Annotated in this window: 8 protein-coding genes; 4 read left to right on the top strand and 4 right to left on the bottom strand. The window is 49.2% G+C overall.

The features are described from left to right. Positions 1 to 31 precede the first annotated feature (31 nt). Both WBJ53_RS24890 and WBJ53_RS24885 read left to right on the top strand, forming a co-directional pair. Positions 32 to 2,389: a carboxypeptidase-like regulatory domain-containing protein gene (locus tag WBJ53_RS24890; RefSeq protein WP_338871245.1), complete on the top strand. Its 2,358-nt coding sequence runs from the start codon at positions 32 to 34 to the stop codon at positions 2,387 to 2,389. A gap of 1 nt (position 2,390) precedes the next feature. Then, on the top strand, positions 2,391 to 3,422 hold the full coding sequence (locus WBJ53_RS24885; protein WP_338871243.1) for a DUF4249 domain-containing protein: 1,032 nt from the start codon (positions 2,391 to 2,393) through the stop codon (positions 3,420 to 3,422). A gap of 63 nt (positions 3,423 to 3,485) precedes the next feature. Here WBJ53_RS24885 and WBJ53_RS24880 read toward each other — a convergent pair whose 3' ends face one another. The 4 genes from WBJ53_RS24880 to recQ form a co-directional block, all read right to left on the bottom strand. After that, positions 3,486 to 4,721, bottom strand: coding sequence for a lytic transglycosylase domain-containing protein (locus tag WBJ53_RS24880; RefSeq protein ID WP_338871240.1), 1,236 nt, complete (start codon positions 4,719 to 4,721; stop codon positions 3,486 to 3,488). Between the two features lie 147 nt (positions 4,722 to 4,868). After that, the gene (locus WBJ53_RS24875; RefSeq protein ID WP_338871237.1) at positions 4,869 to 6,098 is read right to left on the bottom strand and encodes a lytic transglycosylase domain-containing protein; all 1,230 of its coding nucleotides are present in this window, start codon (positions 6,096 to 6,098) and stop codon (positions 4,869 to 4,871) included. A gap of 163 nt (positions 6,099 to 6,261) precedes the next feature. Next, on the bottom strand, positions 6,262 to 7,317 hold the full coding sequence (locus WBJ53_RS24870; RefSeq protein WP_338877233.1) for a lytic transglycosylase domain-containing protein: 1,056 nt from the start codon (positions 7,315 to 7,317) through the stop codon (positions 6,262 to 6,264). A gap of 184 nt (positions 7,318 to 7,501) precedes the next feature. Then, on the bottom strand, positions 7,502 to 9,631 hold the full coding sequence (recQ, locus tag WBJ53_RS24865) for a DNA helicase RecQ (RefSeq protein WP_338871235.1): 2,130 nt from the start codon (positions 9,629 to 9,631) through the stop codon (positions 7,502 to 7,504). Between the two features lie 218 nt (positions 9,632 to 9,849). Between recQ and WBJ53_RS24860 the strand changes: the two genes are divergently transcribed. Both WBJ53_RS24860 and WBJ53_RS24855 read left to right on the top strand, forming a co-directional pair. Further along, positions 9,850 to 10,482: a hypothetical protein gene (locus WBJ53_RS24860; RefSeq protein WP_338871232.1), complete on the top strand. Its 633-nt coding sequence runs from the start codon at positions 9,850 to 9,852 to the stop codon at positions 10,480 to 10,482. 624 nt (positions 10,483 to 11,106) lie between these two features. Beyond that, positions 11,107 to 14,283, top strand: coding sequence for a SusC/RagA family TonB-linked outer membrane protein (locus WBJ53_RS24855; protein WP_338871228.1), 3,177 nt, complete (start codon positions 11,107 to 11,109; stop codon positions 14,281 to 14,283). Positions 14,284 to 14,304: the final 21 nt, after the last annotated feature.

Below are 14,304 nucleotides of genomic sequence, written 5' to 3'. Positions count from 1 at the left end.
GGCTCTATCCTAAGCTCCTTTGCTCAAACGTATGAAATTACGGCTACTCCTGCTGTTTGTTCTGTTATTTTCTGAAACGATTCCGGCGCTTGCCCAGCAACGCCTTCGCCTAACGGTGGTTGTTTATGATGGCGTAACCAAAAAGCCAATTCCGGGAGCCAGCCTGTTTATTGCCGAAACCAGAGCCGGAGCGCGGGCCGACAGTCTGGGTATCATCACATTAAATCATGCGCCCGGTGTGCTAACCATGTATGTGTCGGCTGTGGGCTACTTTCGCGGCCGCGAAACGATTACACTTAATTTTAACAAACGAGTCGATTATTATCTGCAACCCCGCTCTACCGATCTGGAAGAGGTTGATGTGCGGGCTACGCGCGAGGACAAAAACATCAAATCCGTACAGATGGGGCAAATTCAGCTCAGTATGCCTGAACTGAAGCGAATGCCCGTTGTGCTGGGCGAGCCCGATATTCTGAAAGCATTGATTTTGCAGGCCGGTGTAACAACCGCTGGCGAAGGGGCCGGAGGCTTCAATGTGAGGGGGGGGCGGGCCGATCAGAATCTGGTGTTACTCGATGGCGCTCCTTTGTTCAATACATCGCACCTGCTGGGATTTTATTCTAATGTGAATTCCGATCTGGTGCAGGATGTGAGCCTGAGCAAAGGTGCATTTACTCCGCAGTATGGTGGGCGGGTTTCGTCGCTGCTGTTGATGAGTACCCGAAACGGCAATAAAGACGGTTGGCGTATATCAGGAGGTATTAGTCCGGTTAGCGGGCGGGTTGTGATCGATGGACCAATATCCCGAAAACTCACCTTACTGGCGGGCGGGCGCATTGCCTTTCCTAACTACCTGCTCAAACTCTTCCCAACCGCCAGCGTTAAAGATAGCCGGGCGTTTTTCTACGACGGTAACCTGAAACTCACCTATACACCCGACGACCGCAATACAATTTCGCTATCGACCTACCGCAGTCACGACGATTTTCGCTTTCCGGGCGATACACTCTACGGCTGGAATACCGATGTGCTGTCGGGCCGATGGAGCTATCTCTTACGGTCGAACCTGCAACTAAACCTCACCGGATTATACAGTGGCTATCACCTCAACGTCGATGGGGTAGCTCCTGGTCTTGCATTTCGCTTTTCGTCGTATATCGAACAGCGCGAGGGGAAAGCCGATCTGTTTTATACGCTTCGGCAGAAACACAAAATTCAGGTGGGTACGAATGCCATTCTGTACCAGCTTCAGACCGGGAAGGTACAGCCGACGGGCGAAAATTCGAGCATCAATGCCCGACGTATCGACCCCGAACACGGTCGTGAGCTTGGCGCTTATATCAATACGGAATGGGAACTCACTCCCCGTATTTCGCTTCAGGCCGGGCTTCGCTACTCACATTTTACCTATTTAGGGGCGAAGACCGTGTACCAATACGATCCAACGTTGCCCCGGTCGCCCGAAACCGTTACCGATTCTGTTCAGTATGGCAGCGGACAATCCATACAAACTTATGGCGGACTGGAACCCCGGCTGTCTCTGCGGGTGCAACTGGCAAAGTTCACGGCAATAAAAGCCAGTCTGGGCCGAACCCGTCAGTATATCAACCTGATTTCGAATACAACGGCCATCACACCACTCGATTTCTGGAAATTAAGCGACCGTTATATTCCGCCCCAGATTGCCGACCAGGTTTCGCTGGGGGTGTTCCATAATCTGAACGATAATGCGATTGAACTGAGTGTAGAAGGCTATTATAAACGACTCCAGAATCAGGTCGAATACCGTTATGGGGCCAATCTGATTCTGAATCCAACACTCGAAACGGCATTGTTACAGGCCGCCGGTCGATCGTATGGCGTTGAGTTTGGCATCAGTAAGAACAAAGGCCGATTAACCGGCCAGTTGAACTACACGTATGCCCGGTCGCTGATTGCCGTTCGGACACCTTTCGATCAACTCCGAATCAATGGGGGCGATTATTATCCGTCATATATCGACCGACCCAATACACTCAATATTCAGGCACGCTGGGCGATGCCGCACAACTGGTCATTTTCGACCAATTTCGTTTACTACACGGGTGTTCCGGCTACGTATCCCGATGGGCAATATACCTATAATGGGCAGCCAGTGCTGGATTATTCCCGACGGAATGCCGACCGTATTCCCGACTACCACCGGCTGGATGTTGCTTTTTCGAAAGATACCCGCTTCAACAAGGCGCAACGGCAGTATGGAATCTGGACGTTGGGGATCTATAATGTGTATGCCCACAAAAACCCGTATTCGATCTATTTCACCCGGTACAATCAACGAACGGAATCGTATCGGTTGTCGGTATTTGGTACCATGATTCCGTCGATTGCCTATAATTTTTTCTTTTAAGATGCGCCGGATTTTATTGCTTTTTTTCGTCATAGGAGCCGCTTCGGGCTGTATCGATCAGGTCAGTTTGCCGATCCGTACCGAAGAACCGCGTCTGGTTGTTGAAGGACAGATCACCAACGAAGCACCACCGTATACCCTAAAACTGACCTATACCGGTAAATACAGCGGCCTCAACGGGCAAAACCCCAACGATCAGTATGTGCAGGGCGCAGAAGTGAGTCTGGCCGACGATACCGGTCACCGTACCAGTTGTCGGTCGATCGGATCGGGGCTCTACCAAACAACAGATTCAACATTTCGGGGGCAAATTGGGCGGTCATATAACCTGACGGTTACCCTGAGCGATGGCCGACGGTACGTAACGAAAGCCGAACAAATGCCCGGTGTACCCGTCATTGATAGTATTTCGCCCATGCTGGTGAAAACAGGCAATCTGGCAACTCCATACGCTTTTGCCTATACAGTCAATACCCATGATCCGGCTAATGCAAAAAACTATTATCGTTGGAGTGCTTATGGCTACACTACCCGTTTATCAATAGGAGTACCGTGCAGTTTAGGGAACCCTAATTTGTGTAATTACCGGTGCTGGACTCAGGTAAGTAGCGATGCCGTAAATGTATATAGCGACGAAGCCATTAATGGGAATGCTCTTCAGGGACAAGTTGTGTTGCAGTTGCCGGTTTATGCTATTGGGCCACAACTGGTTGAAGTTCAGCAGTATGGTATTACGCAGGCTAATTATCAATTCTGGGAACTGTATAAGCAGCAGAATGCCCGTACGGGCAGTATTTTCGACCCATTACCGGCTCCTGTCACCGGTAATGTTATTAATACGGCTGATCCGACGGATATCGCGCGGGGCTATTTCGCAGTGGTCTCCATTACAAGGAAACGAGTGCGTGCTCAGAACTATAGTGCTCCGTTTTATGGAGCCCTTACCAGTTTTATTGCCAGCCAAATTTTACCTCCTGGCGATTGCCGGGATACGTATGGACCGGTGCCCATCACCGAGCCCGATGGCTGGTAAATTGGTGGATTAGTCATTGGTTAATTGATCGTGAGCTAGTGCCTTACCAATTGCCTAATGACACTACAACTTCCACTGCACCACCCAGCCTGGCTTGATAGCTTTGGGCTTAGGAATGCCTGCCAGACCCGTAGCTGGGTTCATACTAATAAGGGTAAGAGAGATGGCAGTCTGCGTGTCTGAAGAAATCACTTTCGTTGCCCGGAAAAACACATTGCCCTGGGCATCGATGTCGTCGATTACGGCATACAACGCATCGCCTTTTTTCAGGTCATCTTCCCCAATCTGAACATCTTCAGTAAGGGCAAACGTCCAGCTCTGGCCAACCTTTAACTGGCCTGCCCGAACCAGCTTAGCCGACAAATCGCCAATATAAACCATTGGTGAAAGCGCCTGTTTTTTTAGCAGTTCTTCCAGAACACTATCCATGATGACGACTTCCCGGCGGGCATTGGCGCTCGTAGGTTCTGATAATGATTCAACCGGTACGCCGGTAGGTTCTGGTTCTTCGTCCTGAAGCCAGCCTGACCGTCGGGCCTGCTCGCGTTCCTGTTCATAGGCGGCCCCCGAAGCCATCAAAGCTGCCGATCCCAGCCCATACATCGGATTCGTGAACAGTTCTTTCATGGCCAGAATCCGGTACAGATAATAACCTGTTTCGGGATTCATGGTCATGGAGTAATAGTTGTGGTGGCCAACGCGGCTAATTTTGCGCTGCACCATACCAACTCCTCCATTATAGGCTGCGGCAACGAGCGTCCAGGAACCAAGCTTGTTATACAAAAAACGGATGTATTTACAGGCCGCTTCGGTCGATTTGCGAAGATCGGTTCGTTCGTCGTTGCCGGGCGCAATCGAAAGACCCATGTCGCGAGCTGTTTCGTCCATAAACTGCCAGTAGCCAACGGCCCCAGCCGACGAAACGGCGTTAGACTGCCATGCGCTTTCGATTAGAGGCAGGTATTTGAAATCGTTCGGAATACCGTGTTTGCTCAGAATCGGCTCAACAACGGCAAAGTAAGGAGCCGAACGGGTTTTTAGCCCATTCAAATGACTGCTGTAGCCCGAACTATTGGCCAGGGCAAGAGCCAGTTTAGCGGAGACATCCCCCTGTTCGGTCGGTACAATTTCGCCACAGAAATGCAGATGGGCCGGTGTGGGAGCGAGCCGAGGTTTGGCAACGGCAAACCGAGCGGGTTTCGATTTGCCAGCGGCTGGATTTTTCTGGGCATACGCTACCGGCACTGTAAATAAGCCGGTGCTAATCAGTAAAATAGCTAATGGAGTGGCAGATCTCAACCTAATCGGGTAATGATTTAACCGATAGACAACAATGGTGCCATAAGGTTTAGTTCAGAAAAATTAGGTTACGCTATCTCAGCGTCTTACGGAGACAGGTAGCGTAGCTCTACCACAATCGTAAACCGAATACCATAAACTGAAACCCTACAACGCTTTCCAGGTGAGAATCCAGCCCGATTTAAGCTGATCGACGTCGGGGAGCTTTATGCCAATACGTCCGGTTGAGGCATCAACTGCGGCTAAAGAAAGAGAATAGGTTTGGCGGTCGCTGGCCGAATAAAGTTTGTCGGCTCTTAGGTATAGTTTGCCAGTTTTGGTATCAATATCTTCTACAACAGCGTAGAGAACATCGCCCTCTTCAACATCCTTATTGGCGGCCAGGCCACCACGGGTGAGGTGAAAAACCCAGACCTGTCCGCGTTGAAGCCCTGCAAATTCTGTTAGTTGTGCTTTGATACCACCCCGGAATACGTCGGCAGCATTGGGCAACGGAATATCTTCAGTTCGATTTTCGGTTGTCAGTAACGATTCATGAGTGGGCGTACTTACGGCTGATTGAGTCACTTCATCCAGAATAATTTCGGGAATTAACACTTCATCATCGTTGTTTGAGCCAGCCTTAAGCGGTTGACTCAGATAAGCCATTGTTTGCTCGGAAAGAATACTCTCATAGCTTTGATAGTTGGAAAGCAATTCTTTAAATGCCAGAATCCGATACAGATACTTACCGGTTTCGGCATTTAGGCGCAGGTAGTAGTAATCTCGTTTTTGCTGACGTCGAATGTTGCCCAGGAGTGCGCCAATGCCGTTGTTATAGGCTGCTGCGGCCAGTGTCCAGGAGCCGAGTCTGTCGTAGAGAAAATTTAAATACCGACAGGCCGCTTCGGTCGATTTAACCAGATTCTGGCGCTCATCGTGGCCAGGACGAATGGAGAGCCCCAGTTCCTGAGCCGTAGCGGGCATGAATTGCCAGTAGCCAACAGCTCCTTTTGGCGAAACGGCAAAACTGGTTAGGGCACTTTCGACCAGGGGTAAGTATTTGAAATCGGCCGGTATGCGATGCCGTTCCAGAATGGGCTCGATAATCGGGAAAAAAGACGCAGCCCGCTGACGAATACGGTACAGCGCCTGCGCACGGTTGGTGTTCGTAACCAGAGCTGCTATTAACCGCCGAGCTACCGCTTCTTCATGGAGCGGAACCGATTCGCCACAAAAGTATACGGGTGGCAAGAGGGGATTTAACTTCGGCAAAAAAGAGATAGTCGAAGTTGTAATAGCCTGCTGGTTAGTTGTTGAGGGTAGCGAACCTGCATTAGTCTCAAAAGCCGATGCGCCAAAACTAACCAGCAGGAATAATGAAACAAAAAATTGCATCAGTACGGTGAGTACATAGATCTCATAGTTCTACTATTTTGACTATTATTTTTCTCTATAGTAACAGTATAGTTCTATTATTTTATCAGTTCTTATCCTATAGAGAAGCGCCGTTCAGATAATCGTATCCGAACGGCGCTTCTCTATAGGATAAAAAGCAGGCTTAGAGCCAGTCCCAGTGATGTAATGGACGAATTCCTTCGCCTTTTTTCCAGTCCAGCATACGTGGGCGACGGAAACGCAGAACCATAAGGCTCATCATCAGGTTTTTAATAGGCAGGCCTTTGTTTTGTTTTTCCAGATCAGTGCCCGGTAGTGTTGATGCTTTTTTGGCTGTAGCAATAAACTGCTGCGTATCACTTGGTGTTTGCGTCAGCGATTTATTGGGGCGAGGGCCCCAGGTTGGATCGGCATAATCGGCATCGACAAGCTCAACAGTTGGCGCGTCTTTTATTTTCTTGGGAAGAGCCAGTGGTTTGCTCCAACTGGGCAGTGGTTTCACTAACTGCTCAATAGTTGAGCTACGAAGCAGCAGCGCATATTGGCGAGGGTTACTCAGCAGCTCTTTGTAGGCCAGAATTCGAAACAGATAATGGCTCGTTTCGCGGTGTAGCCGCAGGCGATAATAGTTCGAGTGCCCCTGCTGTACCATTTTATTCTGGATGTGGGTGATTCCTCCATTGTAGGCAGCAGCCACCAGTGTCCAGGAGCCTAACTGGCCATAGAGCTGGTGAAGATACCGACAAACGGCAATTGTCGCTTTTTCGAGGTCAAGCCGCTCGTCGACTTGTTTATTCACTTTCAGTCCAAGCTCACGGGCCGTTTCGGGCATTAATTGCCAATAGCCAGAAGCACCTTTGTGCGACACACAATCGTTGACCAGCGCGCTTTCGGCCAGCGGCATAAATCGGAAATCACGCGGAATTTTATACTTCCGAAGAATTGGGTCGATAATTGGAAAGAATGTAGCAGCCCGACCACGGAGATCGAACAGGCATTCTTCCTGAGCCCCATAGGTTCGAAGCGTTTGCAACCAACGGCGCGATACACGGGGTTCGTGAACTGGAACTTCCTCTCCGCAAAAATAGATAGGAAACACGCGTTTGGAGGAGTCGACGACTAGTAAGGAGGGGTTGTCCAATCCGTTTGACGACGGAAGTGATCGGCTCGTGTCGGCCATAAAATGAGGAGGCACGACGGCCGGTTTAAGCGCGGCCATGAGCAATGAGATACCTACTTCTTTAATCAAAATAACGGTATTTGTTGTGAAACATAAGACGAAAAAACCCGTACCGAAGTGCGGGTTCAATCAGAAATACAATACGAATATAGCTGGTAAATTGGTATACGCCAAATGTGGGATCTAAGAATTATCCAACGGTATCGCTAAAATTAGGATTTTATCATTCTAACATACCTGCAACTAACGTTAGTTTGCTGTAATCGTAGCGGCCGTTCAGATAATCGAAAAGGGGCTTCAAACGACCTTCTTCCAGGCCAACAATGGCTATGGCCTGTTCAATCTCCAGCCGTTCGTCTGGACTGATAAGTGACTCCAGATCGATGCTGTATCCGGCTTTTGCCAACTGAACTAAATGACCTGCAATTGAGCCCGCCGTGAGTTTGCGCTCTGCCGCGATTTCGTCGATTGACAGACCATTATTATACAATTCCAGGGTGATCAGTTGCGTAGAACCTTTAGGTTTTTCGCCAGCCTGAATGCGCCCACGGACATAGTCGACAATTTCGGCCAGGAAACGTTTGCCAAACAGGTGTAGCTTGCGTTCGCCTACTCCGCTCACATTCCGCAAGGCGTCGGGTGTGGTTGGTCGTTGCCGGGCCATATCTTCCAGCGTCGTATCCGTAAAAATAACGTAGGGTGGTACATTCTGTTCATCGGCAAGTTCCTTCCGTAGTACCCGCAACCGTTCGAAAAGTTCGTCGCGGTTGGTTTCGGTCTTTGTCTTCGTTTTTTCAACTACGGGTTTAGGCGCATCATCGGGCCGAACCAGATCGATTTTACGACCACCATACAACACCTGATCGGCCAGAATGCCCCGGCGTAGTGCATAATGCTGGTCATAGGCAACCTCAATAACGCCAATATTAATTAACTGATGCAGGTAGCTTCGCCAGTCTTCGAACCGAATATCCCGACCGGCGCCGTAGGTTTTAATCTGATCGTAACCGCCCTGCAAAACCTGCTGACTGCGCGATCCCCGCAGGATGTCGATGAGCAGGTTCATTGGAACACGCTCACCCGCACGGACCATCGCCGAGAGGGCTTTCTGGGCCAGAATTGTGCCATCGAACGTAACACGAGGGTCGCGGCAAACATCGCAGTTACCACATGGTTCGGGGAGTTCTTCTGAGAAGTAGGAGAGCAGAATTTGCCGTCGGCAGGTATGCGCATCGGCGTATTGTTGCATACGCTCCAGTTTGGCGAGTTGCAAGCCAAGGTTAGCCGGACTGTTTTCGGCCAGCATCTCCTTATAAGTGGCCACATCGGCAAAACTATAGAACAGTACGGTTTGAGCCGCGGCTCCATCGCGCCCCGCCCGCCCAATTTCCTGATAGAAGCCCTCGATATTTTTGGGCATATTATAATGAATCACCCACCTGACGTTCGACTTATCGATCCCCATTCCAAAAGCGATGGTTGCACACATAATCCGAATATCGTCGCGCAGAAAAGCCTCCTGCACGCGTGAGCGTTCGGCGGGGTCCATACCGGCATGGTAAAAAGCAGCATTGAATCCTTTTTCCTGCAATTTGGTAGCCAGCGATTCGGTCGATTTGCGGCTCAGGCAGTAAATAATGCCGGACGTATCGGGTTTCTGCTGAAGCAGCCGAAAAATCTGCTGAATACGATTTTGCCCTGGCAGTACCTGCAAGCTTAGGTTGGTGCGATTAAAAGACGCCACAAACACCGCCGGATCGTTCATGCCGAGTCGCAGGGCAATATCTTGCCGGGTCAGTTTGTCGGCGGTAGCGGTGAGGGCAATGGTTGGTATATGCGGAAATGTTTCCTTTAGCACATGCAACTGCGTGTATTCGGGGCGGAAGTCGTGCCCCCACGATGAGATACAGTGCGCTTCGTCGATGGCAAAGAGTGAGACATTTATTCGCTTCAGGAAGCCAAAAAAAGATTCGGTAAGGAGTTTTTCCGGGGAGATATAAAGCAGTTTGAGTTTCCCACTCAAACAGTCGTCTTCAATGTTACGTTGCTCGCGGCTGGTTTGGGTACTGTTATAATAGGCTGCTGAAATTCCGTTCATGTGCAGAGCACCAACCTGATCTTTCATGAGGGCAATCAGTGGAGAAACAACCACCGTTATGCCCGGCAGCATAAGGGCCGGAATCTGAAAACAAACCGATTTTCCACCACCAGTAGGCATTAGCACCAGCGTATCGCGGCTACTCAGCACCGACTTAATAATCTCTTCCTGCATGGGCCGGAAGCGATCATAGCCATAATAGCGTTTAAGGTAGTCGGCAGGATTCTGGGAGCGGATAGGGGCAGCGCTGGTCATTATATAAATACTGGCATATGGCAAACGTCCACAAAATACAGAGACGCTCGGGGTAAAAGAAAAGGTTCTGCTAGCCGCTGGCGAACAGGTAACCTACTCTATACCAAATTTAACAAAAAATTAAGTCTTTTCCGTCGTTCAATACGTGATTTTGTGAGTCACTTCTCGTCTTAAGGCTTCAACCAAATAAGTAATTTCACAAAGTTAATATGGTTACCATGAAAAAGACGTTTGCCGTGCTGGGTCTTATGCTCAGTCTGTTGGTTGCTTTCCAGGGGGTTGCTCAGGACGATAAGCCGAGCAAAAGCAAAGCGAAGAAAGAACTTTCTGATGCCGACAAAGCGGCTCAAAAAGCGGCCAGAGCCGAGAAAAAAGCCGCAAAGGAAGCGGCTATGACGCCCCAGGAAAAGGCGGCCAAAGATGCGGCTAAAGCCGAGAAAAAAGCCGCTAAAGACGCAGCCAGAGCCGCAATGACACCCGAAGAAAAGGCAGCAAAAAAAGCGGAAAAAGACGCTAAAAAAGCTACCAAAGAGGCTGATAAAGCAGCCATGAACGGAACTGATGAAACGGCGAAGGCTGCTAAGAAAGCTGCTAAAAAAGCAGAGAAGGAAAAAGACGCCGTAGCTGGCCTGAAAGATGATAAAATAAGTAAGCCTGCGAAAAAAGAGCCCGTTGAAAAAGTGGCCAAAATGCCCAAAGAAGAAAAAGCTACCCCCGCCGATTATAAGGCGCCGGTCGATAAAACGACCAAAGGACCAGGTGGAGCAACTGTTTATGTTGGCCCCCGGGGCGGCAAGTACTACATTAACAAAAACGGCAACAAGACCTATCTGAGCAGCGTGAAAAACTAATCCGGCCAAGCAGTTAGGCGCGCCAAGAAAAGTAGTTGCGTATCTTTATTAGGATGTAAAACTCCAGTTATCAATCAACAGCGAATTGATAACTGGAGTTTATTATTTATGTTATATCGTTGATTATCAGTAGTAATTGTTTTTGGTTAGGTTGTATTGGATAAAATAATGAATTTTGGCATGATGTGCCGTTTATATTTTACAGTTTTAGAATTTTACGGATTTTAATATGGCATTTAACAAAAATTATCCTTTACTAAATAAATATTAGTCGAATTGCTTCTATCCCGTTTTCGGACCCAAAACGTATCTACTCTTTTTATTTACTTTACCGAAGAACGATGAGTTTGGAAACTGTGTAAGTGGCCTTTAAAAGGCTTCTGATTCGGCCATGCACAGGTCCACAAACGTCACTATCCCGCCTTTATGCGCTAGTATGAATAAATGACCGCACTACAGCGCCGTTGAACGTGCTCATGGATCATGTCTACGTTTAAATTGACTTCTTAATCTATAGAATTTATTGAAAACTAAACAATTGATTATCAGTAAAATAGATATATGTATTTGCCTCACTATCCTCTTCTCCAACAATTTACTCAATCATAAATTACGCCTACCTGTATGAAACAATCTCTAACTCTAATGCGAGGTTATCTGGCTGTATTTGTAGCGGTGATTGGTCTGCTGACCAGTAGCCGCGGATTGGCCCGGCCCCTCTTTTTGTCGGGACTGGCCGATATTGACGTGAGTGGTACTGTAACCTTAAAAGATGATGGTACCGCGCTGCCGGGCGCTTCTGTCCTGTTAAAGGGCAGCACCAATGTGGGTACGGTTACCGATGCGAATGGTAGGTTCAGAATTCGTGTGCCCGAAGATGCAATACTGGTCATCAGCTACATTGGCTACATTACGCAGGAGGTCAAACTCAACGGCCGAGCGAACCTGACAATTGCGCTGGAAACCGATGCGCAGCAATTGAGCGAAGTTGTTGTCACATCGTTTGGGATTGCCCGCGATCGCAAAACGCTGGGCTATGGTGTCAGTGAAGTAAAAGCAGAACAAATCAGTAAGGCACCCACTACAGATCTGACCAACTCGCTGGCGGGTAAAGTTGCCGGGGTTCAGGTAACGGGAGCGGGTGGTGGCTTTGCTGGTTCGAATGTGACTATTCGTGGGTTTTCGACGTTCACGGGGAGCAACCAGCCGCTCTATGTTGTCAACGGAATTCCGCTCGATAACAGCAATGGCAGTAGTGCTTCAAACGGAGGTAACTCGGTCAATACGGGTGTTGTGAACTCCAGCCGCATTTCGGACATCAACCCGCAGGATATTGAAAGCATCAATGTGTTGAAAGGGGCGGCTGCAACTGTTTTGTATGGTTCGCGGGCGGCATCGGGAGCAATTCTGATTACGACAAAAAAAGGAAAGAAAGGAACCAACAAACAAATCTCGTTCTCGACAAACACCGCCGTGGGGACAATCAGCCGATTTCCCGAATTTCAGAATCAGTATGCGCAGGGTAGTAATGGCAACTACATCAACAATGTAGCCGGATCGTGGGGACCACTGATTCAGGGCCAAACCGTTACAAACTGGTTTGGTCAGCAGGAAACTCTGCAAGCCTATCCGAACAACATTCGGGATATTCTTCAGAATTCTATCTCATCGCAGAACGACCTGAGTTTTTCGGGCGGCAACGAAAAGTATGACTACCGCGTCTCGTATGGTTATTCGCACGAAACGGGACTGGTGCCCAACAACAAACTAAACCGGAATAACCTGAGCGTAAATGCCGGAACCCAGTTGACTGCTAAGTTTAGAATCGCAACGGCGTTTACCTATACCAACAATATTTCGGATCGTACGCAGTCAGGTAATCAGGGCTCTAATCCACTCTGGCGGGGAATTTATACGCCACGGAGCTACGATTTAACGAATATGCCTTATGAAGATGCGGCTGGCAATCAGCTTTGGTTTGCGGCCGAAGATCAGCCGTACTGGTCGATCAATCATATCAAAAACCATCAGGAAGTGAACCGTTTCTTCGGAAACATCAATCTGAAATACGATATTCTGGACTGGCTTCAGGCCGACCTGAAGATTGGTACCGACGTGTTTACCTATGCCACGAAAGGATTCGACGACAAGGGCGTGCGGAGCAATGCCAACACATCGTCGGCTGGTGCGGGTGGTGTGCTCGATCGCTCGGAAATGACCCGCAATCTGAATTCCTATCTGACCGTAACAGCAAATCGGAAGCTAACCAACGATCTGCACCTGATGGCTACGGTAGGGAATGAAATCATTGCCAACTACAACAGCTACATTCAGGATATTGGCCTGGGCATTGTGGTGGCTGGGTTCGACAATGTCAAAAACTTCCTGACCTTTAACCCCTCGTCGGGCATTACGCGGCAACGGACAGTGGGTTTCTTTGGCGATATTGTGCTCGACTATAAAACCTGGCTTTCGGTGAATGCAAAGGCGCGTAATGATTTCGCATCGACGCTGGCACCAGGTAAGCAGTCGATTTTCTATCCGGCCGTTGCAGTCAGTTTTGTTCCTACCGAGGCCTTTCCTGCTATTAAATCGAAAGTGTTGTCGTCGGCCAAGATCCGGGCTAACATTGGCGAGGTGGGGAAAGGAGCAAGCCCATACGTAATTAACACGTACTACGGTAAAGCCAGCGCGGGTGATGGGCTGGGTTCCACGGCCGTTAATTTCCCGTTCAACGGCCTGGCTGGTTATACCTACAACAACGGAACCGGTAACCCGAACCTGACGCCCGAATTCACCCGTGAAATTGAACTGGGCGCTGAGCTGGCTCTTTTCAATGGACGCCTGAGCATTGATGGGTCGGTCTATCGGCGCGATAGCCGCAACCTGATTTTCTCGGTGCCTGTCCCTTCTACTTCCGGCTTTACGAGTCTGGTGACCAACGCGGGTAAACTTTCAACGAAAGGGGTTGAATTGCTGATTACGGGTAATATCATCGAAAAGGAGAAGTTCAGTTGGGAAAGCTCGATCAACTTCACCAGTTTCAAATCCATTGTTGAAGAACTGGCACCGGGCGTATCGAATATCTCGATTGGTGGATTTACATCGCCCAATATTCAGTTGGTGCCGGGGCAGCCTTATGGTCAGATCTGGTCAAATGCTTACCAGCGCGATAACCAGGGGCGTATGATTATCGGCAGTAACGGCCTTCCGAAAGTGACAACCAACGTACAGGCTGTGGGCAATCCGAATCCGAAGTTCACGATGGGTTTCAGCAATACATTCAACTATGGCAATTTTAGCCTGTCGTTTCTGTTCGATTTCAAATACAAGGGCGATCAACTTTCGCGGACGATTGGCGACCTGCGGATCAATGGTGTATCGGCCGAAACGGCTAAGTATCCACGTTTCAATGCCGACGGAACGCCCAACAAACCGTATGTTTTTGATGGCGTGCTGGATGATGGTACAAAGAATAACATTGGCGTTACGGCACAGCAGTATTTCAGCCTTCAGGGCAAGTATGTGGCCTGGGAAGGATATGTGCTCGATGCGACGTACCTGAAACTACGCGAGGCCAACCTGAGCTACCGATTCCCGAGTACGCTGTTGGGTAAAGGAAAATTCATAAAGGCACTGCAACTGTCGGTGTATGGGCGTAACCTGTTCATCTACGCGCCAAACTATCCCGATCTCGATCCTGAACAAAACCTGTTGGGCGTGAGCAATGCCCGTGGCCTGGAATTTGGTATTACGCCAACCGCCCGCACCATTGGTGGAAGTTTACGAGCTACGTTTTAACCGGCGATCTACCCAAAAACT

This window comes from Spirosoma sp. SC4-14, assembly GCF_037201965.1.
GTDB lineage: Bacteria > Bacteroidota > Bacteroidia > Cytophagales > Spirosomataceae > Spirosoma.
This window is presented reverse-complemented; position numbering and strand designations above follow the sequence as displayed.